The organism is Halorubrum sp. T3, assembly GCF_000296615.1.
GTDB lineage: Archaea > Halobacteriota > Halobacteria > Halobacteriales > Haloferacaceae > Halorubrum > Halorubrum ruber.
Genome location: NZ_JH815329.1, coordinates 58,908 through 80,740, shown reverse-complemented (window position 1 = coordinate 80,740; position 21,833 = coordinate 58,908). Strand labels below are relative to the sequence as shown.

At 69.3% G+C, this 21,833-nt stretch carries 26 protein-coding genes and 1 pseudogene; 10 read left to right on the top strand and 17 right to left on the bottom strand.

Annotation, left to right across the window (positions count from 1 at the left end):
- Nucleotides 1–57: 57 nt before the first annotated feature.
- A complete protein-coding gene (locus B378_RS0102550; RefSeq protein WP_017342263.1) occupies nucleotides 58–306 on the top strand; it encodes a hypothetical protein in 249 nt (82 codons plus the stop codon).
- A gap of 94 nt (nucleotides 307–400) precedes the next feature.
- Complete coding sequence (locus B378_RS0102545) at nucleotides 401–1,198, top strand: winged helix-turn-helix domain-containing protein (RefSeq protein WP_017342262.1); 798 nt, start codon at nucleotides 401–403, stop codon at nucleotides 1,196–1,198.
- A gap of 18 nt (nucleotides 1,199–1,216) precedes the next feature.
- On the opposite strand, the gene B378_RS17395 is transcribed toward B378_RS0102545, so the two are convergent.
- The gene (locus tag B378_RS17395) at nucleotides 1,217–1,345 is read right to left on the bottom strand and encodes a hypothetical protein (protein WP_017342261.1); all 129 of its coding nucleotides are present in this window, start codon (nucleotides 1,343–1,345) and stop codon (nucleotides 1,217–1,219) included.
- 97 nt (nucleotides 1,346–1,442) lie between these two features.
- Nucleotides 1,443–1,976: an inorganic diphosphatase gene (locus B378_RS0102535; protein ID WP_017342260.1), complete on the bottom strand. Its 534-nt coding sequence runs from the start codon at nucleotides 1,974–1,976 to the stop codon at nucleotides 1,443–1,445.
- Nucleotides 1,977–2,386: 410 nt separating this feature from the next.
- Between B378_RS0102535 and B378_RS0102530 the strand changes: the two genes are divergently transcribed.
- Nucleotides 2,387–2,737: a PadR family transcriptional regulator gene (locus B378_RS0102530; RefSeq protein WP_017342259.1), complete on the top strand. Its 351-nt coding sequence runs from the start codon at nucleotides 2,387–2,389 to the stop codon at nucleotides 2,735–2,737.
- Nucleotides 2,738–2,831: 94 nt separating this feature from the next.
- Here B378_RS0102530 and B378_RS0102525 read toward each other — a convergent pair whose 3' ends face one another.
- Both B378_RS0102525 and rnhA read right to left on the bottom strand, forming a co-directional pair.
- Complete coding sequence (locus B378_RS0102525; protein WP_017342258.1) at nucleotides 2,832–3,602, bottom strand: hypothetical protein; 771 nt, start codon at nucleotides 3,600–3,602, stop codon at nucleotides 2,832–2,834.
- Nucleotides 3,589–4,185 carry a ribonuclease HI gene (gene rnhA, locus B378_RS0102520; protein WP_017342257.1) on the bottom strand — a complete coding sequence of 199 codons (597 nt, stop codon included), beginning with the start codon at nucleotides 4,183–4,185 and terminating at the stop codon, nucleotides 3,589–3,591. The genes B378_RS0102525 and rnhA overlap by 14 nt, the downstream gene beginning before the upstream one ends.
- Before the next feature lie 140 nt (nucleotides 4,186–4,325).
- Between rnhA and B378_RS0102515 the strand changes: the two genes are divergently transcribed.
- Together B378_RS0102515 and nreA are read left to right on the top strand one after the other, a co-directional pair.
- Complete coding sequence (locus B378_RS0102515) at nucleotides 4,326–5,321, top strand: transcription initiation factor IIB family protein (protein WP_017342256.1); 996 nt, start codon at nucleotides 4,326–4,328, stop codon at nucleotides 5,319–5,321.
- A gap of 104 nt (nucleotides 5,322–5,425) precedes the next feature.
- Entirely contained in the window at nucleotides 5,426–6,754 is a 1,329-nt protein-coding gene (nreA, locus tag B378_RS0102510; protein WP_017342255.1) for a DNA repair protein NreA, read from the top strand.
- A 521-nt stretch (nucleotides 6,755–7,275) separates the two neighbouring features.
- Here nreA and B378_RS0102505 read toward each other — a convergent pair.
- Nucleotides 7,276–7,572, bottom strand: a complete 297-nt coding sequence (locus B378_RS0102505) for a hypothetical protein (protein ID WP_017342254.1) — start codon at nucleotides 7,570–7,572, stop codon at nucleotides 7,276–7,278.
- Nucleotides 7,573–8,099: 527 nt separating this feature from the next.
- Nucleotides 8,100–9,095: a radical SAM protein gene (locus B378_RS0102500; protein WP_017342253.1), complete on the bottom strand. Its 996-nt coding sequence runs from the start codon at nucleotides 9,093–9,095 to the stop codon at nucleotides 8,100–8,102.
- 166 nt (nucleotides 9,096–9,261) lie between these two features.
- Between B378_RS0102500 and B378_RS0102495 the strand changes: the two genes are divergently transcribed.
- The gene (locus tag B378_RS0102495; protein ID WP_017342252.1) at nucleotides 9,262–9,981 is read left to right on the top strand and encodes a DUF6517 family protein; all 720 of its coding nucleotides are present in this window, start codon (nucleotides 9,262–9,264) and stop codon (nucleotides 9,979–9,981) included.
- Nucleotides 9,982–10,073: 92 nt separating this feature from the next.
- Nucleotides 10,074–11,183: a DUF373 family protein gene (locus B378_RS0102490; RefSeq protein WP_017342251.1), complete on the top strand. Its 1,110-nt coding sequence runs from the start codon at nucleotides 10,074–10,076 to the stop codon at nucleotides 11,181–11,183.
- An 85-nt stretch (nucleotides 11,184–11,268) separates the two neighbouring features.
- Here B378_RS0102490 and B378_RS0102485 read toward each other — a convergent pair whose 3' ends face one another.
- The 6 genes from B378_RS0102485 to B378_RS0102460 all read right to left on the bottom strand — a co-directional run bounded on the left by B378_RS0102485 (nucleotide 11,269) and on the right by B378_RS0102460 (nucleotide 18,450).
- Nucleotides 11,269–11,451, bottom strand: coding sequence for a hypothetical protein (locus B378_RS0102485; RefSeq protein ID WP_017342250.1), 183 nt, complete (start codon nucleotides 11,449–11,451; stop codon nucleotides 11,269–11,271).
- A gap of 94 nt (nucleotides 11,452–11,545) precedes the next feature.
- Complete coding sequence (locus tag B378_RS0102480; protein WP_017342249.1) at nucleotides 11,546–12,646, bottom strand: hypothetical protein; 1,101 nt, start codon at nucleotides 12,644–12,646, stop codon at nucleotides 11,546–11,548.
- A 169-nt stretch (nucleotides 12,647–12,815) separates the two neighbouring features.
- Nucleotides 12,816–13,877, bottom strand: a complete 1,062-nt coding sequence (locus B378_RS0102475; protein WP_017342248.1) for a phosphotransacetylase family protein — start codon at nucleotides 13,875–13,877, stop codon at nucleotides 12,816–12,818.
- Nucleotides 13,877–15,988, bottom strand: a complete 2,112-nt coding sequence (locus B378_RS0102470; protein ID WP_017342247.1) for an acetate--CoA ligase family protein — start codon at nucleotides 15,986–15,988, stop codon at nucleotides 13,877–13,879. The genes B378_RS0102475 and B378_RS0102470 overlap by 1 nt, the downstream gene beginning before the upstream one ends.
- A gap of 107 nt (nucleotides 15,989–16,095) precedes the next feature.
- A complete protein-coding gene (locus tag B378_RS0102465) occupies nucleotides 16,096–17,913 on the bottom strand; it encodes a PAS domain-containing protein (protein ID WP_017342246.1) in 1,818 nt (605 codons plus the stop codon).
- 153 nt (nucleotides 17,914–18,066) lie between these two features.
- Nucleotides 18,067–18,450, bottom strand: a complete 384-nt coding sequence (locus B378_RS0102460) for a helix-turn-helix domain-containing protein (protein ID WP_017342245.1) — start codon at nucleotides 18,448–18,450, stop codon at nucleotides 18,067–18,069.
- 114 nt (nucleotides 18,451–18,564) lie between these two features.
- Here B378_RS0102460 and B378_RS0102455 point away from each other — a divergent pair, with 114 nt between their 5' ends.
- From B378_RS0102455 to B378_RS0102445, 3 genes are all read left to right on the top strand, one after another.
- Nucleotides 18,565–19,197, top strand: coding sequence for a helix-turn-helix domain-containing protein (locus B378_RS0102455; protein WP_017342244.1), 633 nt, complete (start codon nucleotides 18,565–18,567; stop codon nucleotides 19,195–19,197).
- A 74-nt stretch (nucleotides 19,198–19,271) separates the two neighbouring features.
- Nucleotides 19,272–19,430, top strand: a complete 159-nt coding sequence (locus B378_RS16980) for a hypothetical protein (RefSeq protein ID WP_017342243.1) — start codon at nucleotides 19,272–19,274, stop codon at nucleotides 19,428–19,430.
- 137 nt (nucleotides 19,431–19,567) lie between these two features.
- On the top strand, nucleotides 19,568–20,023 hold the full coding sequence (locus B378_RS0102445; protein WP_017342242.1) for a pyridoxamine 5'-phosphate oxidase family protein: 456 nt from the start codon (nucleotides 19,568–19,570) through the stop codon (nucleotides 20,021–20,023).
- Between the two features lie 16 nt (nucleotides 20,024–20,039).
- On the opposite strand, the gene B378_RS0102440 is transcribed toward B378_RS0102445, so the two are convergent.
- From B378_RS0102440 to B378_RS0102420, 5 genes and pseudogenes are all read right to left on the bottom strand, one after another.
- Nucleotides 20,040–20,441 (bottom strand): hypothetical protein, encoded by a 402-nt coding sequence (locus B378_RS0102440; RefSeq protein WP_007345026.1) that lies wholly within the window; start codon nucleotides 20,439–20,441, stop codon nucleotides 20,040–20,042.
- Complete coding sequence (locus tag B378_RS0102435; RefSeq protein WP_017342240.1) at nucleotides 20,438–20,716, bottom strand: AbrB/MazE/SpoVT family DNA-binding domain-containing protein; 279 nt, start codon at nucleotides 20,714–20,716, stop codon at nucleotides 20,438–20,440. The genes B378_RS0102440 and B378_RS0102435 overlap by 4 nt, the downstream gene beginning before the upstream one ends.
- Nucleotides 20,717–20,807: 91 nt before the next feature.
- A complete protein-coding gene (locus B378_RS0102430) occupies nucleotides 20,808–21,002 on the bottom strand; it encodes a hypothetical protein (RefSeq protein ID WP_017342239.1) in 195 nt (64 codons plus the stop codon).
- A 193-nt stretch (nucleotides 21,003–21,195) separates the two neighbouring features.
- Nucleotides 21,196–21,381: pseudogene (locus B378_RS15750) on the bottom strand (hypothetical protein); the annotation flags it as partial.
- Nucleotides 21,382–21,549: 168 nt separating this feature from the next.
- Complete coding sequence (locus B378_RS0102420; protein ID WP_017342237.1) at nucleotides 21,550–21,801, bottom strand: hypothetical protein; 252 nt, start codon at nucleotides 21,799–21,801, stop codon at nucleotides 21,550–21,552.
- Nucleotides 21,802–21,833 lie beyond the last annotated feature (32 nt).

Genomic DNA, 21,833 nt, shown 5'->3' with positions numbered 1-21,833 from the left:
CGACACGAGAAATCGGGGACGCGTTTTTTCACCGCGCGGCGCGGAACGGACCGTGCTATGACCGACATCGAATCCGCGATCCGAGAGGCGTTCGAACACACGGAGTACGACCTCGGCGACGTCGCGGTCAACCGGCGACAGGTCCGCGTGCCGGTGATTCAGGAGGGCGCCGACCCCGACGCGCTGCGGGCGGTGATAGAGGAGGCGCTCGGCGCGGACGCGCTCGCGGCCGTGACGGTAACCACGGAGCGCATCGCCGGCGAGGACACCGTCGGCACCGTCGTGTCGTTCCGCTACCGGGACTGACGTGGCCGACGGGCGGGCGGGGACCCGAGCGCGGCGCCCGGGCCTACAACGCGGTACGGTTAACAGGGCGGTACCCGTACACACGGATCATACGATGACGGCCGAGGACGGACACGACGGCGCACAGTACCTCGCCGGCTCGCCCGTTCGAGTCGCGATACTCCGGGCGCTGCGCGAGGAGCCGCGGCGCCCGGCCGAGCTGACCGACGCGGTCGACGCCACCCGAACGACGGTCCAGCGGATCCTCGCGGGGTTCCGCGAGCGCGACTGGGTCGTGAAACGCGGCGCCGACTACCGGGTGACGCCGACCGGGGAACGCGTCCACGACGCGTACGAGACGCTTCTGACGGAGGTCGAACGCGGCGACCGCTACGGCCGGTTCGCCGAGACGGTCGAGCGCGTCGGCGTCGACTTCCCCGCGGAGGGGATCCCGGACAGCGACCTCACGGTCGCGTCCGACCAGAACCCGCTGGCGGCCGTCGACCGCCTCACCGAGCTCTTACGCGAGAGCCGCGGGGCGGAGATCCGGGCCGTCTCTCCGGTCGTCCTCCAGCAGTTCAACGACGCGGCGGCCGCGGCGCTGGACGACGGCGCGAGCGTCGAGCTGATCGTCGACCGCGACGTGGTCGACGCGTCGGTCGCGGAGTTCGGCCCGGCGACCGACCGCGCGCTCACCGACGACGACGCGACGGTGTACGTGAGCGCCGAGCCGATCGAGTACGGGCTCGTCCGGTGTGACGACGTCGCGTGCGTGACCGCGTACGACGAGCGGAACAACCCGCGGTGCGTGCTCGAATCGACCGACGATCCGGTGGTCGACTGGGTCGACGACGCGTTCGCGTCGCTTCGAGACGACGCGACGCGGCTCTCGGCGGTCGTCGAACGCGCCTGAGAAGGGGAGCGGCGGCCGCTACGCCTCGTCGGTCGCGGCGTCGTCGTCGCCGGCGGCCGTCTCGGTCGTCGCGTCGTCGTCCGGGTCGAAGTTCGCGGGCACGACCGTCGGGTGATCGATGCCGACGGAGGGCGTGGTGGCGCTCATGGTTCTACGCGATCGTACGCGACTCTCACCCTAAAAATTACCCATAGGCATAACGCATCCGGGCGCGGGCGACGGATGCGCTCGGGTTATATCGGCGTTAGGCGACCTGGTCGTCGTACAGGTCCTGCGCGTGTTCGATGGCCTCCTTCGCCGCCGCCTTGTCCTCCCAGCCGAGCGTTTCGACCTCCTTGCCGGCCTCGAGGTTCTTGTAGGTCGCGAAGAACTCGTCTATCTCGTCGAGGGTCTGCTGGGGGATGTCCTCGAGGTCCTCGATGTGGTCGAACCGGGGGTCCTCGGTCGGCACCGCGATCACCTTGTCGTCCTGCTCGCCGTCGTCGTCCATCTTCATCATGGCGACGGGGCGGGCCTCGACGACGCAGCCGGGGAACGTCTGGTCCTCGACGAGCACCATCACGTCGAAGGGGTCCTCGTCGTCGTAGTACGACTGCGGGATGAAGCCGTAGTCGTACGGGTAGTGGACGTTCGAGTGGAGCACGCGGTCGAGCACGACGCCGGGGATGTCCTTGTCGTACTCGTACTTGTTCCGCTCGCCCTTGAGACACTCGACGACGGCGTAGATCTCGTCCGGCGCGTTCGGTCCCGTCTCGAGATCCTCCCAGAGGTTGGCCATGTGTCCGTTGGTGGGTGGAAGTCGGCCAAAGTCCTTTCGGGATCGCGCGAGCGCGTCCATCATCGGTCCCCGTCGCAACGACGGGAAGCCGGCGTCACTGACCCCCGTCGCAACGACGGGACGACGGCGCCACCGAACCACGAGGAACCGAGGTCGCGAGGGCGGACACCGGGCGAGGCCGGATCTCCGCGGTTTCGATCGTGAGCCGTACGCCGAGCGCGACCGACGATCCATCGGTCCACCCGCCGAAAGCGGAATCGATCAGTCGAACGCGTTCCATCGCCGGATACCACGAGCGTCCGCCGAGAGACCGTCGATACCGAGAGATCCGGACAACCGTGCGGGGTTACGCATCGCAACGGTCGTGAATGTTGAGAAAGATTATAAGTTCGGGTCCCCTCCCGTCAGGCATGTCAGAGGCACAAACAGTCACTGATGAATCGACGGCGGCAAGCGATCTCACGGCGTTCCAACAGAACATCCTCACGATCCTCGCCGAGGAGCCGATGTACGGCCTCGCCATCAAGCGGGAGTTAGAGGCGTACTACGGCTCCGAAGTGAACCACGGCCGCCTGTACCCCAACCTCGACGACCTCGTCGAGCACGGGCTCGTCGAGAAGAGCGAACTCGACAAGCGGACGAACCAGTACGAGCTCACCGACGAGGGCCACGACGTCGTCCTCGGCCAGATCGAGTGGGTCCTCGACCGGTTCGTCACCGACGAGGAACGCGCGGACGAGGTCCGCGCGCTGCTCGAGTAAGCCGGAGCGCCGGCACCCGCGCGGTATCGGTTTCCAACTGAAATTTTGGCACACGGCGCGGCGAAAGCCGCGTTCTCTCTCCGCCGAGCGACCGCTACGTCGAACCGTCGTCGTCGGCCGACTCTCGGTCGTCGAGGGCCTCGACCGCGACGGACTCGTCCACGTCGGCGGCGACGGACTCGATCACGGAGAGCGACTCGTCGACGGCGGCCAGTTGCTCGTCGGTCGGCCACCCGTTCCGGACGAAGTACTCCTCGCGGAACTCGGCGCGCATCTGCGGCGTGGCGTCGTCGACCGGGCGGACGTAGTGGTTGCTCATGAACGACGCGAACGTCTCCGCGGTCCGCGCGTGGACCTCGGCCTCGCACTCGCCGACCGCCGCGGCGACCGCCTCGTTGTACGCGGCCACCTCGCGGTAGCGGTCGGCGTCGCCCGGGCCGGACAGCGACACCTCGACCGCGCGGTCGGTGTCCTCGACGCGGTCGAGCTGGACCGTCCCCTCCTCCATCCACTCGTCGGGGTACAACACGAGCGTGTCGTCCTCGCCGCGGACGCGCGCGGTGTAGCCGTACTCGGTCGCGAGCGCGTCGCGCCGCTCGCGGTACTGGTCGGCCGCCTCCTCGATCTCGGGCGTCGGCTCCGCGGACTCGGCCTCGCGGGCGAGCCGGGTGAGCCGCTCCGCCTCGTCGACGGCCTCGACCGGCACGTCCGGGACGCGCTCCTCGTCGCGGTCGGGCGACTCTGCGGCGTCCGCGGGATCGTCCGCGTCGGCGGATCCGTTCGCCTCCGCGTCGTTCTCCGCCGCCATCATCTCCCGCGCCCGTTCCTTGGCCCACTCCGGCGGCTCGTCGTCAGTTCGCGTCATCGAGTGCCTCGTTCGCCAGATCGTCGGCGCGTTCGTTTATTTCCCGCGGTACGTGGGCGATCGACCAGCGGTCGAACCGCTCTAACAGCTCGCGGGCGCGGACCCGCCGCTCGCGGAGCTCCGGGTCGTTGGCGTCCCACTCGCCGCGGATCTGCTTGACGATGAGTTGGGAGTCGCCGCGGACGTCGACGGCGTCGAAGCCGTACTCGTCGGCCGCCTCCAGCGCGCGGATCAGCGCGGCGTACTCGGCCTGGTTGTTGGTGGCGCGGCCGATCCGCTCGCCGCCCTCGGCGACGACGCCGTCGGACGTGACAAGACACCAGCCGACCGCGGCCGGCCCGGGGTTCCCGCGGGAGGCGCCGTCGAAGTAGACGTGCGCGCGGCCGCCGCCGTCGCGCAGCAGGGCGGTCAGCCGCGTCGGGTCGCTCCCCTGAACGACGACCTTGTCGTCGTACGCGACCGCGACGGCCCCCTCTCGCTCGGCGCGCCACCGCTCGTGGGGGGTGTTCCCCTCGTCGATCCGGACGCCCTCGCCCGCGAGTCGCTCGCGCGCGGCGGCCGGGTCGCAGTCGATCGTCGGCATTCGTCCGGGTTCCGCGCCCGGCGAACAAAGGGCTGTCCGTCCGCTGTCCACAGGAGACCGACCGGGGGTCACAACCCGTGGTACTCTCCCACACGGTAACGAACTTTTAAGTTAAACCGTTTGGATAGTATATAAATGCGATGACACGGCCCACCCGGCAACGGGATCACGACCGGCAGCGCGTGGGGGACGAAGAGGCCGAGGAAGACGAGATCGACGTCGAGGAGGTCGAGGACATCGACGAGTTGGACCCCGAGGACTTCGATCCGGAGGACCTCACCCGGACGGCCGACGGGGAGCTGATACACGAGGAGACGGGGATGATCATCGAAGACGAGCAGATCGATCCCGGCCCGGAGTGGCGCGCGTTCAACCACTCGGAGCGGCAGGAGAAGTCGCGCGTCGGCGCCCCGACGACGAAGACGATGCACGACAAGGGACTGACGACGACGATCGACTGGAAGGACAAGGACGCCTACGGGCGCTCCATCTCCTCGAAGAAGCGGTCGCAGATGCACCGGCTGCGGAAGTGGCAGGAGCGGATCCGGACGAAGGACGCCGGCGAGCGCAACCTCCAGTTCGCGCTCTCGGAGATCGACCGGATGGCGTCGGCGCTGGGCGTGCCGCGCTCGGTACGCGAAGTGGCGTCCGTCATCTACCGACGCGCGCTCAACGAGGACCTCATTCGGGGGCGCTCCATCGAAGGCGTCTCCACCGCGGCCCTGTACGCCGCCTGTCGCAAGGAGGGCATTCCGCGGAGCCTCGAAGAGATTTCCGAGGTCTCGCGGGTCGACCGCAAGGAGATCGGCCGGACGTACCGCTACATCTCCCAGGAGCTCGGCTTGGAGATGCGCCCGGTCGACCCGAAGAAGTACGTCCCGCGATTCTCCTCGGAGTTAGAGCTCTCCGAGGAGGTCCAGTCGAAGGCCAACGAGATCATCGAGACGACCGCCGAGCAGGGACTGCTCTCCGGGAAGTCGCCCACCGGCTACGCCGCCGCCGCCATCTACGCGGCCTCGCTGCTCTGTAACGAGAAGAAGACCCAGCGCGAGGTCGCCGACGTCGCGCAGGTCACCGAGGTCACCATCCGCAACCGGTACCAAGAGCAGATCGAAGCGATGGGAATTCACAGTTAGGACGGTCTCGTGGTCGGTTCTCCCCTTTCCTGCTTTCTTTTTCGGGCTTCGCGTCCCGCCGCGCCGGAAACGTTCAAGCCGGTGCGCCGCCAACGCCGATCCGAATGCGGCTCGACGAGTTCATCGAGTTCGAGGCGAACGAGCGCGCCGAGCGGCGGCGCCTCGCCGCGGAGAAGGACTACGGGGTTCTCGACCACCTCGACTCCTTCGAGCGGCGCTTCGACGAGCATGTCTCCGACGACGCCGTCGTCGGCAGCGTCTCGCCCTCTATCTTCGTCGGCCGCGCGGACTACCCGAACGTCTCGACCGGCCTGCTCTCGCCCGTCGGCCGCGAGGAGCGCGCCGCGGCGTTCGAGACCTCCGCGGCGTGGTACGAGGAGGGCGTCTCCATCTCCGACGTGTTCGACCGCCGGACCAGCCTGCTCAACTCGACGCGCGGCGTCGACGTCGCGGACGCCGGCGTGACCGGCGGGGTGAAATCGGTCGGGAACGGCGGCGGCCCGGCCGAGAGCGTCCACGACGCGTGGAACGGCTGGCTCGGCGTCCAACGCGAGATCGCCATCGCGGACCGCCCGGTCGACGTGGAGATCGGCCTCGACGGTCGGCCGGACCTCGACTTCGAAGTCGGGACCGAGGACATCAAGACGCCGACCGGGCCGCGCGCCGCGGCGCGGACCGCGGACCTCGGCGAGAACCCCCACGTCCCGCAGCCGGTGAAGAAGACCTTGGAGGACGACGACTGGCGCGCCGAGGGCGCCATGACGTACCTCTACCGCCGCGGGTTCGACGTGTACGAGATCAACACGATCCTTTCAGCGGGCGCGCTCGGGCAGGGCGAGAACCGCCGGCTCGTCCCGACGCGCTGGTCGATCACGGCCGTCGACGACACGGTCGGGCAGTTCCTCCGCGGGTCGATCCGCGACAACCCGACCGTCGACCGGATCGAGGTCCACCGCAACGAGTACCTCGGCAACGCATTCTGGGTGATCTTGGTCCCGGGCCGCTGGGAGTACGAACTCGTCGAGATGAAATCGCCCGGCTCGATCTGGAATCCCGACCCCGAGGCGGGCGTCTACCTCGCGGCCGCGAGCGAAGGCCGCGAGGGGCGGACCGGCTACGTCGAGGAGACGGCGGGCGCCTACTACGCGTCTCGCTTGGGGGTCTTAGAGCACCTCGACGACCGCGGGCGGCAGGCGAAGGCGCTCGTCTGCCGCCACGTCTCCGACGACTACTGGGGACCGGTCGGCGTGTGGCAGGTGCGCGAGGCCGTCCGCAACGCGTTCGAGGGCGAGTTCGGGGCCGCGGAGACGTTCGGCGAGGCGGTCCGCGGCGTCGCCGACCAGCTCCCCGTCTCGCTCGGCCGCCTCCGACGGAAGTCGACGATGGCCGCCGGGCTCCAGGCGAACCTCGGGGACTTCGTCGACGCGGACTGAGCCGGCCGGCGACGGTTACTTATAAACAACTGTGGAAGCGGTATCGTTTGTTTATAAAACGACGTGCGGTCGGCGCGCGCCTCCGAGCGGCCGCCCCCGGCGGCCGCGAGGAGCGCGTGCGAGGGACGCGGCGACCGGAGCGTAGCGGAGGGAGCCGCGAGGCTGGGGAGGCGTGAGGCTGCGGTGCGGGGCGGTCGGGTGGGACTCGAAGGGGCAGCCGTGAGGCGGGCGCAGGCGACGTAAGCACTGGAAGGAGCGAGCAACGCGAGCGACTGAAGCGCGCAGCGAGCGTGCGCCCGCCTCACGGCTGGGGCTTCGACGGTGTTCGTGTCGATGAGCAGATTATAAACTGTAGTGTCGTACAGCCGAGCGGCTGGGGCTTCGGTGGTGTTCGCAGTGAATCCGCTAGTGGCGATTTATAAATAAACGGCTGGGGCTTCGATGGTGTTTGCTGCGTCAACGCGGTCAGCTATTTATAAATAAACGACGAGAACGAGAGCGGGGTTCCCGCCGTCGTCGTCTCAGTCCTCGGCCCAGTAGTACAGCTCCTCGCGGGGCGCGTCGCAGTTCGGGCAGTTCGCGGGGAGCTGGTCGCCGATCTCACCCATCTCGCCGCACTCCCAGCAGCGCCACATCACGTAGGCGGTGCCGAACACGTCGCGCGCATCGGTGAGCGCCAGCGTGTCCGTGCCCGACGGCGACGCGACGTAGAAGCCGTCGTCGTCGACCCCCCGGATCGACCCGAGGCGCTCGCCGTCCTCGTTGTACACCTCCTGTCCGATGCTCACGTTCGCGAAGACGGGATCGTCGGTGGCCATGCGCGACCGTACGCGTTGATCCCTCATAAGTGTGGGAGCAGATAACACGACTCGTGATGAATGTCCGACCACGGATCGACGGTGAACGCCGCCAAATTCCCAGCCACTTGTTTATAAATGACTGCCAACGGATCGGCAGTGAACACCGCCAAAGCCCCAGCCGCTCGGTAATAAATCGCTGACGGAGAATCGACGGTGAACACCGCCAAAGCCCCAGCCGTGAGGCCGCCGTACGCTCGCTGCGCGCTTCACTCGGTCGCTCACTCCGTTCGCTCCCTCGTTCCAGTGCTTGCGTCGCCTACGGCGGCCTCCCGGCTGCCCCTTTGAGTCCCACCCCGTACGGCGACTGCACCTCACGCCTCCCCAGCCTCGTCAGCCGGCCTCCGCTACGCTCCGGCCGACTGACTCCCTCGCACGCGCTGACTCGCGGCCTCCGCTTCGCTCCGGCCGCTCGCAGGCGCGCGCCACCGCTGTCCCCGCGGGTAACGAACGAGAGTCGTTGACAATGAGAATCGAAATCTGCTCGTTCAGGCGACCGGGGTCCGCTCGACGACGGTGCCGTCGACGGTCGGGTACTGCTCGACGATCTCGCCCTCGTCGAGGTCGCCGTCCTCGATCATCTCCTCTAAGAGCCACCACGCGACCTCGACGTGGTCCGACTTGACGGTGTAGAACTCCTCGGGGACGCCCAGCGCCTCGAAGCGCTCGGGGGCGGCGAACGCCTTCCCGTAGACGAGCGTGCCGTCGTCCGTCACCTCGTCGAACTCCCGACGGATGTTCTTCGCCATGCGCTTCAGGCGGTTGCGGTGTTGCGCGGCGTCTTTGAACACCGACGTACAGAAGTACACCTGCTCGTGGCTCGCCATCTCCTCGAGGATGGCGTCCTTCGACCCCTCGACCGCGGACATGTGTCCCTCCTGGAGCTCGAACCCCTCCTCTTGCATCCGGCGGTAGTTCCCGTCGGACATCTCGAACTCGTTGATGTTACAGAACTCCGCGGCGCCCTCGTCGAGGAATTCCAAGAACTCCGGCTCCGCGCGGATCCCGGGAATCTCGAAGGCGGGCGTGAGCCCCTCCTCGCGGGCGATATGGAGGATCTCCTCCCACTCGGTGCCGTGCATGTCGCCCCACAGCTCCACGGGCGGGTGGAAGCGGATCTCGTCGAGGCCGGCCTCCGAGAGCTTCCGCATGTTCTCGCGGCCGCCCGTAATTCCGGTGTAGAGGTGCGTGTGGTGGTCCTCGCCGAACTCGTCTTTCAGCAGTTCGAGGTACCGGGTCGTCTTCGCCATCGCCTCCTGGGGCTCGCCGCCGGTGATCGAGGTGCCGAGCGCGCTCATGCGCTTGGCCTCCTCGATCACGTCCGCGTCAGACTCGACTTTCCGCTCGTTGGCGTACACGTCGGTGACGTTCTTCCGGTTCTCTCCGAGGGGGCAGTAGAAGCAGTCCCGCTGGTCGCAGTACCCGTAGACGAAAAGCACCATCTTCCCGCCCTTGGCGCACTGTTCACAGCCCTTGGAGATCATCTACCCCCTTCTACCGGCCGCGACGTGAAAAAGCGTGCGAAGCGCGGAGTCGGGCGAGAGCGGTTGTCACGGCGGCGTGTTCGGGCAGGCCAGCGGTCAGCGGCGCCCGAGACGACCGACCGGTTCAAACACAAAGTATGTACCCCCGCCGCCGCCAGTGGCGGGCATGGACCGAGACCCGACCGACGACGACGCCGAGAACGAGACACCGAGCGACGCGGTCACGCGCCGCCGGGCGCTCGCCGCCGGCGGCGCGGTCGGACTCGCAAGCCTCGCCGGCTGTACCGCGCTCGACGTCGCGACCGGCGACGGGCCCGCGGAGTTCGCGGCGGGCACCGCGACGGTGGCCGACGCGACCCTCTCGGAGAGCGGATACGAGCTCAACGAGGTCTCCGACGAGGTGATCTCGCGCGAGGTGGAGGTCGCCGGACAGACCCGCGAGGTCCGCGTGACGAACACCGTCGCCGAGTACGACAAGGCCGTCGAGCTGTTCGGCGAGCGCTACCAGGCCGCCGTCTTCGCCGCGGTGACGACGCCGCAGATCGAGGTGCTCGGCCGGGCGCTCAACCCGATCGCCGAGCTGGGCACCCGCGAGCGCGCCGAGCTCATCCTGAGCCGGTACGAGGGGGTCGGCGACCTCGAACGCGGCTCGGAGTACTCCACAGAGGTCCTCGGGTCCGACGCCGAGGTCGTCGTGTACACGGCCGACGGCGAGATCGAGGGGACCGGCGCGGACACCGAGCTGGAGCTTCACATCGGCGAGCCGGTCGAGGTCGAGGACGACTTCGTCCTCCCGCTGGCGGCGTATCCGGCCGCGTTCAGCGACGGCGAGAACGTCCGCCGCATGATGAACGGGCTCGAACACGAGCCAAACGAGGAGGAGTGACGGAGCGACCGTTCGGGCCGACGCGGTCGCCGGGTTCGCCGGGCGCGACCCGAGCCGAAAACATATGCCGTCCCCCCGCGTAGCCTCGAACGATGCTGCTCGTCCTCTGTGTCGACCTCGACGACGACCTCGGCCGCAAGACGGGGATCCCCACCCCCGTCATCGGCGCCGACGACGTCACCGAGGCCGCGGTCGCGCTCGCGACCGCCGACCCGGAGGACTCCGACGTGAACGTCCTCTTCCAAGGCGTCAACGTCCACGACGAGCTCGCCGCCGAGGGGGAGGCCGTCGAGGTCGCGGCCGTCACGGGCGTCGACGGCCCGGACGTGAAGGCGAACCGCGCGGTCGGCCAGGAGGTCGACCGCGTGCTCGCCGAGCTGTCGACCGGCGAGGAGGTGTCGGCGGTCGTGATCACCGACGGCGCCCAAGACGAGTCCGTCCTCCCCGTGATCCGCTCGCGGATGCCGATCGACGGGATGCGCCGCGTCGTCGTCCGGCAGGCGCAGGACCTCGAGTCGCTCTACTACACGATCAAGCAGGTGCTCGCGGACCCGGAGACGCGCGGCACAATCTTAATCCCGCTGGGCGTGGTCCTCCTCATCTACCCGTTGGTCGTCGTCGCCAACCTCTTCGACGTGGCCGGCGCGGCAGTGCTGGGAATCCTCTCCGGCGCGGTCGGGCTCTACTCGCTGTTCCGCGGGCTGGGGCTCGAAGACACCGTCGACGGGACCGCCGAGAGCGTCCGCAACGTCCTCTACACCGGCCGCGTGACGCTCGTCACCTACGTCGTCGCGCTCGCCTTAGTCGTCGTCGGCGGGGTTCAGGGCGTCGACACCGTCGACGTCGTCCGGACCGCGCAGGGAAGCCCGCTCGCGGCCGGCACCGCCCTCGCCGCGTTCGTCCACGGGTTCGTCCAGTGGCTCGGCGTGGCGGGCGTCACCTCCAGCCTCGGGCAGATCACCGACGAGTACCTCGCCGGTCGGTTCCGGTGGCGCTACCTCAACGCCCCCTTCTACGTGGCCGCCATCGCCGTCGTGCTGTTCGCGGTCTCCGGCTTTTTCCTCCCGGACGCGCCCGGCGTGACGGCGCTCGGGCTCTCGGAGCTGGCGATGGCGCTCGCGGCCGGGACGCTCATCGGCGTGTTGAGCACGCTCGCGTTCGCCGTCGCGGAGTCGCAGCTCCCCTCCGCGGAGCCGGTGTAAGGCCCTCTGCGCCGAGGCGCTCGCCTCGACCCGTCCGAAATCCTCGGGTTGGAGCGGGACCAACCGATATCGGCACCGGAGACGCTCAGGCCGAGCCGGTCTGCCAGCCGATGAACCGGTCGAATCCGTACGTGAACCCGACGTACAGCGCGACGAACACGACCCAGCGGAACACGTCGAACGTACCGGTGAACGCGAGGACGTTGAAGATGTACGATAGCGACGCCCCGACGAATCCGGCGAGGAAGAGGGTCCTGCGGTCGTCCATACGGGCCCGTCGGCGGAGCGTGAGTTAGCTCTTGTGCCGGGCGAGCGCGGACGGTCGCACGGTCTCGTCGGCGTTCTCGCGGCGGCGAGCGCGCCTATCGCGGCGTCCAGGAGTCGCACGCCTCCATGTCGTCCATCAGCTCGTCGTAGTGCGCGCAGTAGGGGCGCATCCCGTCATCCGTCCGGACGTAGTCGAACTTCGCGCAGTTGCCGCAGTAGGTGTCGCCCGGGCCGTCGCGCGCGGCGGGGGAGCCGGGCGAGGGCGCGGACTCCGGCGTCGACGGCGAGGACGGCCCCGCCGGCCCCGCCTCGTCGAGCGGCGAGGAGATGTCGGTGTCGGCGCTGCCGCCGTCGCTCACGCCCGCCGAGCCGGGCATGGGGGATCCGCCCGTCCCGGACCGGCCCGCGTCGGTCGTCCGCCCGCCCGCGCCGGAGCCTCCCGCGCCGCTCGACCGGCCGCCGGTGGTGTCCGACGCGCCGGTGCCGGTCGCCGCTCCGGAGTCGGCCGTCGTCCCGGGGCCGGACGCCGCGCCGGCGGCGTCTCGGTCCGTCGACCGGTTCGCGTCGCGCGCCGACCGGTTCGCGTCGTCGGGACGGTTCGTCTGCGTCTCCACGTCGCCGTCGGGGGTGCCGCCGAGGAGGCCGACGCCGCCGGGGCCGCTGAGCTGGTCTCGGGGGACTTCGACCACCTTCGTCTCCCCCTTGTGGGTCACCTCCATCGAGACGGTGCCGCCGGGGTCGTTGCGGGTCTTGAAGTTAGCGACGCCGACGAACACGCTCCACAGCGTCGTCGCGGCGCCGAGGAAGTAGACGCCCGCGGTGTGGAGGGTGAGGTTCGGGAGGTCCGGGCGCGGTCCGCCGACCCACCGTTCGGGGTACGCGTAGGTGAAAACCGCCACGCCGAGACACATGACGGCCGCGCCGACGACCGCCGCTGCGTAGGTGCTGCGGTCGGCCGGCAGCACGGCCATCACGCCGATCAACACGAGCGGGACGCCGATGCCGCCGAGGACCCCGCCGAGCTCCCGGGCCGCGGCGGAGCTGTACCCCGCAGGCACCGCCACCTCGGCCGCCGCGAGGATGCCCGCGACGAGGAGCAGCGCCCCCGTGGCGAACGATCCCACGCCGAGGTACAGCCGCCGCGGGTCGGCCCCGGAGCGCCCCCGTCCACCGTACGCCTCCGAGAGACTGGTCATAGGCGGGGTACGTCGTCCACCGTGAAAACAGTACGTCAGACGATCACGGATCGCGGGCGAACGCGACCACGAACTTCGACCGAACCGGACCGGCGCTGCGGCCGAACCGGACCGGCGCTGCGGCCGAACCGGATCGAGGATGCGGCCGAACCGGACGGGGGTCGCGCCCTCAGACGAGCGCGTCGACGTCGACGTGGTCGCCGAGCAGTTCGGCCATCCGGTCAATCGTCCGGACGTCGCGCGTGCGGCCGCCGCGGATGACCCCCTCGGCGCGGTCGATGGCGGTGACCGTGTCGGTGTTCACGGCGAGGACGGGCTTGCCGGCGTCCGCCGCCTTCCCGAGCACCGCGCCGGAGGGACGGTGGCCGCCGGTGAGGACGAGACAGGCCACGCCGGAGGCGTCGAGTGCCGCGGTCTGAACGTCCGCGCGGTCGCCGCCGGTGATGACGGCGGCGTCGCGGGCGCGCCGGAAGTAGCGGAGCGCCTCGTCGCCGCCCATCGCGCCGACGAGGAACCGCTCGACGAACGCGTCCGTGGGCGCGTCGGTGAGCAGCTCGGCGCCCAGCTCGTCGGCGAGCTCGCCGACCGTGACGCCCGCGAGCTCCTTCTCGTGGGGGATCGCGCCGAAGACGGTGATCCCCTTCGATTCGAGGAACGGGATCCCGTCCTGGTCGAGCGACTCGAAGGCGTCGTCGGACACCTTGTTAAAGACGACGCCGGCGAGGCGGTCGCCGAACGCGTCGGCGGCCGCGAGCACCTCGTCGAGGTCGTTCGGCGAGCCGTACTCGGCGACGAGGACGACGCGCGCGTCGAGCAGCTCCGCGACGTCGACGTCGGTGAGGTCGACGACGCCGCCGGTGGTCCAGCTGCCGCCGCCCTCGACGAACACCTGGTCGTTGTCGGCGGCGATGTCGTCGTACTCGTCGCGGATCCGGTCGCGGAGCGCGGCCGGGTCCTCGGTGCCGCGGATCGCGCCCTCGACGAACGTCGGGGAGTAGACGACGGGCTCCATCTGGTGCATCTCGGCGTCGAGGCCGAGCACCTCGCGGGCGAGCATGGGGTCCTGGTCGAGCGTCTTGCCGACGTTCGACTGGAGTCGGGTGCCCTTCGGTTTCATGTAGCCGACGCTGCGGTCGCGGTCGGCCGCGAGCCGCGCTAAGGCGACGGTGATCGCTGTCTTTCCGGCGCTGTCTCCGGTTGCGGTGACGAGTGTGGTGGGTGTGTCTGTCATTAGTTTAGTTCCTCCGGATCGACGGTGAGTCTCACGTCGACGGCGGCGGCGTTCGTGCCGCCGTCGTCGTCGGGCAGTGCGACGAGCGGGTTGATATCCAGTTCGAGGATCGCCGGGAAGTCGGTGACCAGCTGCGAGAGCCGGCCGATCGTCTCGACCACGGCGTCGACGTCGACGGGGTCGCGGCCGCGAGCGCCGCGCAGGAGCGGCGCCGACTGGATCTCCTCGGTCATCTCGCGCGCCTCGGGTTCGGAGACGGGCGCGACGCGGAAGGTGGTGTCCTCCATCACCTCCACGAAGATGCCGCCGAGCCCGAACATCAGCAGCGGGCCGAACTGCGGGTCGCGGTTCATCCCGACGATGGTCTCGACGCCGTCGTCGAGATCGACCATCTCCTGTACCTGAACGCCGAGGACGGTCGCGTCCGGCTGGTAGTTGCGCGCGCGGGTGACCAGGTCCTCGTAGGTGTCGGCCACGTCCGCGTCGGCGACGCCGACGGCGACGCCGCCGATGTCGGACTTATGCAGGATGTCCGGCGAGACGATCTTCATCACAACGTCGCCGTCGACGCCCTCGGCGACCTCGCGGGCGCGCTCGGGCGAGTCGACGATCTCGCCGTCGGGCGTGGGGATCCCGTACGCGTCGAGCAGCTCCATCGCCTCGACGCCCAAGCGGTTGTCGTCGCGGTCGCGCACCGTCCCGAGGATCTCGCGGGCGCGCTCGCGGTCGACGTCGAACGACATGGGGGGCGCGTACTCGCGCGCCTTGATGTCGCGATAGCGCGCGAGCGTCGCGAGGCTCTCGATCCCGCGGGCGGGGTCGAAGTAACAGGGGATCCCCCGCGCCTGAAGCTGCTGTTTCGGCTCGCGGGTCCGGTCGCCGCCCATCAGGCAGGCCGCGACGGGCGCGTCCATCTCCTCGCTGACCGCCTCGATCGCGTCCGCGAGGTCGCCGAAGTCGATCGTCGCCGTCGGCGCGGCCAGCACGAGCGCGGCGCCGACGTTGTCGTCTTCGACGGTGATCTCCAGCGCCTCGCGGAACCGCTCGACGTCGGCGTCGCCGATCACGTCGACCGGGTTGTGGATGTTCGCCTCCTCGGGCATCGACGCGGCGAGGGCATCGCTCGTCTCGGCCGTGAACGACGCCATGTCGAGGTCGGCGTCCCCGACGGCGTCGGTCGCCATCACGCCGGGGCCGCCGGCGTTCGTGACGATGGCGACGCTGTCGGTGTCGGGCAGTGGCTGGCTCCCGAGGATGCCCGCCGAGTCGAACAGCTCGTCGACCGACTCCGCGCGGATGACGCCCGCCTGATCGAGGCCGGCCTCGTACGCCTTGTCGGAGCCCGCGAGCGTGCCGGTGTGCGAGGAGGCGGCCTGCGCGCCCGCGCTCGTCCGCCCGGACTTCACGGCGACGATCGGGGTGTCCTGGGTCGTCTCGCGGGCGGTCTCGATGAACTCGCGGCCGTCCTCGATCCCCTCGAGGTAGCCGATGATCACGTCGGTCTCCTCGTCGTCTCCCCAGTGGTCGACGAAGTCCGTCTCGTCGAGGACGGCCTTGTTGCCGAGCGAGACCACGTCCTTGAAGCCAATCCCGTTGTCGTTGGCCCAGTCGAGGACCGCGGTGACGAACGCGCCCGACTGGCTCATGAAGGAGAGCCCACCGGGGAGCGCGTTCTCGGGGCCGAACGTCGCGTTCATCCCCGAGGGGGTCGACATGATCCCTAAGCTGTTGGGGCCGACGAGGTTGAGGTCGTACTCGTCGGCTAGCTCCGCGAGGCGACGCTCCCTCGCCGCTCCGTCCTCTCCCGTCTCGCCGAACCCGGCGGTGATCACGACGACGTTACGGACTCCCGCCTCGCCGCACGCCTCGATGGCGTCCAGCACGATGGACGGGGGGACGACGACGACCGCGACGTCGGCGTCCGCGTCGGCGACCTCGTCGACGCACGGCGTACCGAGCACCTCGTCGTAGTTCGGGTTGACGGGGACCGTGTCGCCGTCGAAGTCGTCGAGGAGATTCGACGTGACGGCGCGACCGACGGCGCCCTCGCGGGCGGTCGCGCCGACGACGGCGACCCGGTCCGGGTCGAACAGATCGTTGAGCGTACCCATCAACGCGGGAGTACGCGAAGCGACGGCTTAAGATCGGTGGGAGGTTCTTCGAAATCGGGTCCTATGGTGAACGATCGATCGGGTTTCGCTCGGCCGCCCGGCGATCCTCACGGCGGACCGGGGGCGGCGTCGGTGTCGTCGGGGTTGCGGTCCGCGGTCGACTCGCGGTCTCCGGTCGGCTCGCGGTCCGGAGCCGACTCACAGTCAGCGGATTCGTGGTCCACGACGGATTCGGCCGCGACGGATTCGGCCGCGACGGATTCGGCCGGAACGGACTCGGTATCGGCGGACTCGGTATCGGCGGACTCGGTATCGGCGGACTCGGCCGCGGCGGACCCGATATCGGTTGACTCGGAGGCGACCGCCTCGGAGCCGGCGACCGGCGCCGTCGCCCCGCCGTCCGGTTCGGCCGCGGCCGGCCGGACTTCGGAGACCGGCGGCAGGCCGCGGTCGGCCGCCGGGAAGGAGGGGTCGGCGTCGGCGTCGGGGACGCTGATTGTCACCTCGTTGCCGTCGGCGCCGGCGTCGAACGCGAGGTCGCCGCCGGAGCGGTCCGCGATCCAGTAGACGAGCCACAGCCCCATCCCGCCGGTGTGTCTGAGGTCGTCCATCTTCCATCGGTCGGTGATGGGGTCGCGCTCGGCCGGCGGGATCGGCGGCGCGTTGTCGCGGACCGCGATCTCGACGCGGTCTGCGGGCGCGGTGACCTCGATCTCGACCGTCGGCGCCGCCTCCGCGTGCTCGATCGCGTTCTCGATCAGCTCGGCGATCGCGTAGTCGAGCTCGGGGTGCGTGAACGCGCGCACGTCGTCGGGACAGGCGACGGAGACGTCGGCGGGCGCCTCGCCCGCGTCGTCGACGGCGTCCGCCACCGCGCGCTCGACGAGCGGCGCGACCCGGAGCGGCTGGGGTGACTCGTGTTCCCGGAGCAGGTCGATCACGCCGCGCTGCTTCTCGGCCGTGGTCAGCAGGTCGTCGGCGACACGGCGGACCGTCTCCGCGTGGTCGATCAGGTCGGCGGCGAGCTCGGCCAGGTCGACGTCCGCGGGCACCGCGTCGCCCCCCTCGGTCGCCGTCGTGGCCGCGCTGACGGCGTCGTCGACGCGGTCGGCGATCCGCTCGGCGGTGCCGTCGACGATGTTCATGTCGTTGCGGATGGTGTGCCGGAGCAGGTTGTCCATCACCGTGAGCTGGCGCTCGCGGCGGTACTCGTCGGTGACGTCGCGGGCGAACCCGGTGACTGCGACGACCTCGCCGTCCTCCCGCACGGGGCGCGCGGGCACCCTGACCCAGGTGGTCGGGCCGTCCGGGGAGCCGATCCGGTAGTCGAGGTTCGTCGGATCGCCGGCGGAGAGCCGCTCCATCGCGCACTCGACGTCCGCCCGGTCGTCGGGGTGGACGGCCTCCAAGAACACTTGCGGCCGGCGCTCGAGGGTCTCGGGGTTGATTCCGAACACCGACTCGATCGCACCGTTGACGAACAGCAGTTCGCTCCAGTCGGCGCTGAACATCCACAACACGTCCGGCGACGTCGAGGCGATGGTCTCTAAGCGCCGTCGGGACTCGACCTCGAGGGTGATGTCGCGAGAGCTCAGCGCGTAGCCGTCGAGACCGGTCTCCGCCGGCGGAAACACGCGGGTGCGGAACCACACCCAGTCGCCGTCGGCGGTCCGGTAGCGGTACTCTAAGGGGGCGTCCGGGCGCGTGCCGTCGGCGACGAGCGCCTCGAACGCCGTCCGGACGCGGTCGACGTCGTCGGGGTGAACCAGGTCGAACGCGTCCGTCCCGACGAGCTCGTCCGGGTCGTATCCGAGCAGGTCGCGGGTGGCCGCGTTGAGGTACCGGAACCGGCCCGCCTCGTCGATCACCGCGATTTTGTCCTGCGCGAGATCGATGAGGGTCTCTGGCTCCGGCGAGCGAGACATATCGGGGACCACCCTGAACTGAAATAAAACGTTGGCCGTTCGATTATCAGATTCGAAACGCAGCCGCGCGGCGCGGCGGCGGCGCGGCGGCGGCGCGGCGGTGTAGCGCGGCGGCGCGGCGGCGACGTGGCGACCCACCGCCGGGAACGGCGGTCAGTCAGCCGAGACGCCGGGGACATCGAGCGCGGCGGCGAGAGGGTCGGCCCCGCCGTCGTCGACCGTGAGCGTCACGCCGTCGTCGCCGAGCTCGATCGCGGCGTCTCCGGCGTCGCGGACGTACTCGGCGGCGTGGTCGCCGTCCGGGTCGAACCGGACCCCCTCGGCGAGCAGCGGCGTCTCGCTCAGCAGCTCGACCTTCCGGTAGGCGGTCGAGAGCGCGATGTCGCAGTCGTCGGCGAGCTCGCTCGTCGTCTTCGGCGTCGCCGCCGCGGAAAGGATCGCCCGACAGTCGGCGTCGGCGAGCGCCTCGAACGTGGCGTCGAGCGCCGCGTCTCCCTCGGTCGTCGTCGCGTCGGTCGTGCGCGGGGGGCGTTTCATATCTGTAGAGAAGGGCTCCACGCCCCCGAACAGTGGCCCATCATATGCTGGGTGTTTTATACTGGGCGGCGCGCCCGCCAACGTTTTTGCCCGGGGCGGGTACGGACGAACGAGATGGGATCGGGAATCCGGGCGGAGGTCTCGCTGCCGACCGCGCTGTCCCCGTTCGACGGCGTCGTCGACGGGGCGACACCGGTCACCGAGGTGACGCGCTGCGCGCCCGCCGACGACCGCGAGCGCGTGGTCGTGGAGTTCATCGCGGACGCCGACCTCCCGGTCCCCGAGGGAGTCGAGGTCGTCTTCGACTACGGCGGCCGGGCGGCGTACCGGTTCGACGCGGCCGTCGACCCCGACTCGCCGTTCGCCGTCCTCGACCGCCACGAGACGCCAGTCTCGGAGGCGACGGTCCGCGACGGCCGGCTCCGGATCACCTTCCACGCGAGCGACCTGCCGACGCTGCGGTCGGTCTTAGAGGCGTTCCGCGACGCCTGTCCGGACATGGAGGTGAAGCGCTTACTCCAGTCGACGACGACACCGACGGAGTCGGACCTCGTGACCGTCGACCGGAGCGAGCTGACGGAGCGCCAGCGCGAGGTGCTGGCGGCCGCCTACGAGGCGGGCTACTTCGACCACCCGAAGAGGGCCAACGCCGGCGAGGTCGCCGAGTCGCTGGGGATCGGGCGCTCGACGTTCACAGAGCACGTCTCGGCCGCCCAGCGGAAGCTGTTCGGGGCGCTGCTGGATTAACGATCGTTCATCACATTTCGAACTCGCGAGAATCCGCGGCCCGTTTGATGAGCGTGGGGAGCGTACCCACAGGTATGGCGGGGCGATCCACCCACACCTTCGTCTGCCCGGAGTGTCGGCGCTCGATCGAGGTGGACGACGCGATACGGGAGACGCTGCTCGAGACGGGCTGCGTCGTCTGCGGGGCACCGGTCACCGAGGAGGACGTGGGCTCGGCGCCGGAGATGGGCTGAGCGGCGCCGTCGGCGACCGATCCGGAGCGCTCCGCCAGTGTCGTCGACACGGCGCAGCGGCGCCAGCCCCCCGCGAGCCCCCGCCCCGTCGCGCGTCGTCTCGTGCCCTTTATCACCTCGTGCGGAGACATTCGGGTATGCCGACGAACAGCGAGGTCGAGATGTCGCCGGCCGAGGTGGACGCGCACCTGTCCCGCCACGAGACGGGGGTCCTCGCGCTCGCGCGCGGCGACGCGCCGTACGCCATCCCGATCTCCTACGGCTACGACGCGGACGAGCGCGCGTTGTACCTCCGGCTGGTGTCGACGCCCGACAGCGAGAAGCGCGAGTTCCTCGCGTCGTCGCCGGAGGCCCGCGTGGTCGTCTACGAGGAGGACGGCGACGAGTACGCGAGCGTCGTCGGCGTCGGCCCGCTCGAACGGGTCGACCTCGACGCGCTCACCCCCGAGACGATCGCGCAGTACGGCGAGACGCAGCGCCCGCTGTTCGAGATCTGGGCCGACGACAAGCCGGAGCTGGACATCGAACTCTACCGCTTCACGCCGGAGACGTTGACCGGGCGGACAGTCGTCGTCGAGCGCGACGAGGAGTAGGGAGTCGCAGCGTCGTTCAGCGCCAGACGGTCGACTCAGTCACGAACTTCTCGTCGTTGGTGACGATCGCTTCAGTACCCCGGACGCGATGGTTGGCAATGAGCAGGGCGTCGTGGAGGGTGTATTGGTCGATCAGACTCCCATACACCGCGAGGTCGTGGTCGTCGCTCGGAGCTATCCGTACCGGTCCGTCGGTCACGAGCCCACGTAACACCGCATTCGGGGTCGTTTCGACCTCGACGCCTGCGATCGATCCCTTGTTGACCGCAGTCCAGATCGCCTCGCTGACGGCGACTGTCGGCGCCTCAACGATGTCGACACCGCGCTCGGCGCGTTCAAAGGCGTCGTCGGCAGCGGGCGGCAGGCTATCGACGAGGTACCGGGCCATCGCGACGCCATCGACGGTGTAGCGGGTCACGGCTGCCACTCGCTTCGACGCTTCTCACGGATCTCGGCTTCCATCTCCGCGGCCATCTCCTCACGCTTCTCCTCGGAGACGTCCTCGTCGACGAGCATCCCGCGGCCCGCCGACCCCGTCGCCTTCCGGACGCGAATTCCGTCGTCGGTCTTCTCCCATCGAAGCTCGTCGCCTTCCTCTAATCCGAACTCCTCGCGGAGCGCTTTCGGGATAGTCACCTGCCCTTTTCGTGTGATACGGGTCGTTCGATTGTCGCTTTCATCGTCAGTACTCATGCGAAGTACTACGTACTGTACTACATTAAATACACCGAGCGTTGAGAGACGGCCGCAGGTGGATAGTATCGAGTCTATCAGAACCCCGTAGTCAAACGTCCGAAAGGGACGTTAACTCGGCTCGATCCGCGTCCTCCAACTCCCGAAATCCTCGTTCGAGATCGCGTCGACGTCGCTGCTTTGCGAGTTGCTTCAGGAGGTCGTCGTACGTCTGGCCCGGTTCCTTCAGCTCGTGGAGCTCTTTCCGGGTTTCCTCGGTCACCGGGATGCGCTTGTCTGCCGACATGGTTCTGTAGGGACGTAGAGGGCAGACAGTTGTAACAGTTATCCCGGATCCCGGCTCTCAGTGCGACTCGATCCGAATGCGCTCGCCGAGCATCGTCCGCGGCGAGCGCGATCGCCGCCGCTGGCGGCGTGAGCGCGACGAAGAGTAGCGATTTTCTGATCTGCCGGCGTTCGTTTCGCGTTCTCGGGAGGAGTCACGGCGCGGCAGCGGCCGCGTCGTCGGCCTCCGGATCGAACGGGAGGTTGATGACGAGCTCGTCGAACCAGACGACGGGGCGCTTGCGCTGGCCGTCTTCCTCGAAGAAGATGATTCCCAGTCGGGTGAGCCGGCTGAGTTCCTCGTGGACGTTCTTCACGTCCCGATCGACGACACGTGCGGTCTATGAGTTCGTACGAGAGATCCGATAGCCCGGCAGGAACACCACCGGACTCGACTTCCTCGTAGACAGTCTTTGGAACGAGGAGTGTGTCGAACGTCGCGAGTAGTTCCAGCGAATCGATTTCGGCAAGATGAATGAGCGGTCCCGCGTCCGAGACTGCCGCGAGTGTCACGCGTTCAGGCCCCAGTCGACGTCGTCCTCGACGATCGAACACTCTCGGTCGGCACGCTCGACCGTCGCCCGCCCGACACGGTCGATCGCCGCGGCACGGTCGAGGTCGCCGGCGAGGTATTGCGCGAGGACGAGGTCTTCCCAGAGGGCTTCGAGGCCTCGTTCGAGGGCGCGCTCGAAGACCTCGGACTCGGAGAGCTCGCGAGCCGCCGCGATTTCGCGTACGCGGTCGGATATCTCAGCAGCCATACCGCGTCTTTGCCCGCCGACGTTCTTAAATC

What these genes read in the sequence shown, in the direction of transcription:
- B378_RS0102535 (WP_017342260.1), bottom strand. Translation starts at nt 1,976, where the DNA reads ATGGCCAACCTCTGGGAGGATCTCGAGACGGGACCGAACGCGCCGGAC.
- B378_RS0102435 (WP_017342240.1), bottom strand. Translation starts at nt 20,716, where the DNA reads ATGAGTACTGACGATGAAAGCGACAATCGAACGACCCGTATCACACGA.
- B378_RS0102475 (WP_017342248.1), bottom strand. Translation starts at nt 13,877, where the DNA reads ATGACAGACACACCCACCACACTCGTCACCGCAACCGGAGACAGCGCC.
- B378_RS0102505 (WP_017342254.1), bottom strand. Translation starts at nt 7,572, where the DNA reads ATGGCCACCGACGATCCCGTCTTCGCGAACGTGAGCATCGGACAGGAG.
- B378_RS0102455 (WP_017342244.1), top strand. Translation starts at nt 18,565, where the DNA reads ATGGGATCGGGAATCCGGGCGGAGGTCTCGCTGCCGACCGCGCTGTCC.
- B378_RS17395 (WP_017342261.1), bottom strand. Translation starts at nt 1,345, where the DNA reads ATGAGCGCCACCACGCCCTCCGTCGGCATCGATCACCCGACGGTCGTG.
- B378_RS0102480 (WP_017342249.1), bottom strand. Translation starts at nt 12,646, where the DNA reads ATGACCAGTCTCTCGGAGGCGTACGGTGGACGGGGGCGCTCCGGGGCC.
- B378_RS0102465 (WP_017342246.1), bottom strand. Translation starts at nt 17,913, where the DNA reads ATGTCTCGCTCGCCGGAGCCAGAGACCCTCATCGATCTCGCGCAGGAC.
- B378_RS0102420 (WP_017342237.1), bottom strand. Translation starts at nt 21,801, where the DNA reads ATGGCTGCTGAGATATCCGACCGCGTACGCGAAATCGCGGCGGCTCGC.
- rnhA (WP_017342257.1), bottom strand. Translation starts at nt 4,185, where the DNA reads ATGCCGACGATCGACTGCGACCCGGCCGCCGCGCGCGAGCGACTCGCG.
- B378_RS0102500 (WP_017342253.1), bottom strand. Translation starts at nt 9,095, where the DNA reads ATGATCTCCAAGGGCTGTGAACAGTGCGCCAAGGGCGGGAAGATGGTG.
- B378_RS0102525 (WP_017342258.1), bottom strand. Translation starts at nt 3,602, where the DNA reads ATGACGCGAACTGACGACGAGCCGCCGGAGTGGGCCAAGGAACGGGCG.
- B378_RS0102470 (WP_017342247.1), bottom strand. Translation starts at nt 15,988, where the DNA reads ATGGGTACGCTCAACGATCTGTTCGACCCGGACCGGGTCGCCGTCGTC.
- B378_RS16980 (WP_017342243.1), top strand. Translation starts at nt 19,272, where the DNA reads ATGGCGGGGCGATCCACCCACACCTTCGTCTGCCCGGAGTGTCGGCGC.
- B378_RS0102495 (WP_017342252.1), top strand. Translation starts at nt 9,262, where the DNA reads ATGGACCGAGACCCGACCGACGACGACGCCGAGAACGAGACACCGAGC.
- B378_RS0102490 (WP_017342251.1), top strand. Translation starts at nt 10,074, where the DNA reads ATGCTGCTCGTCCTCTGTGTCGACCTCGACGACGACCTCGGCCGCAAG.
- B378_RS0102515 (WP_017342256.1), top strand. Translation starts at nt 4,326, where the DNA reads ATGACACGGCCCACCCGGCAACGGGATCACGACCGGCAGCGCGTGGGG.
- B378_RS0102460 (WP_017342245.1), bottom strand. Translation starts at nt 18,450, where the DNA reads ATGAAACGCCCCCCGCGCACGACCGACGCGACGACGACCGAGGGAGAC.
- B378_RS0102430 (WP_017342239.1), bottom strand. Translation starts at nt 21,002, where the DNA reads ATGTCGGCAGACAAGCGCATCCCGGTGACCGAGGAAACCCGGAAAGAG.
- B378_RS0102445 (WP_017342242.1), top strand. Translation starts at nt 19,568, where the DNA reads ATGCCGACGAACAGCGAGGTCGAGATGTCGCCGGCCGAGGTGGACGCG.
- B378_RS0102530 (WP_017342259.1), top strand. Translation starts at nt 2,387, where the DNA reads ATGTCAGAGGCACAAACAGTCACTGATGAATCGACGGCGGCAAGCGAT.
- B378_RS0102550 (WP_017342263.1), top strand. Translation starts at nt 58, where the DNA reads ATGACCGACATCGAATCCGCGATCCGAGAGGCGTTCGAACACACGGAG.
- B378_RS0102485 (WP_017342250.1), bottom strand. Translation starts at nt 11,451, where the DNA reads ATGGACGACCGCAGGACCCTCTTCCTCGCCGGATTCGTCGGGGCGTCG.
- B378_RS0102545 (WP_017342262.1), top strand. Translation starts at nt 401, where the DNA reads ATGACGGCCGAGGACGGACACGACGGCGCACAGTACCTCGCCGGCTCG.
- nreA (WP_017342255.1), top strand. Translation starts at nt 5,426, where the DNA reads ATGCGGCTCGACGAGTTCATCGAGTTCGAGGCGAACGAGCGCGCCGAG.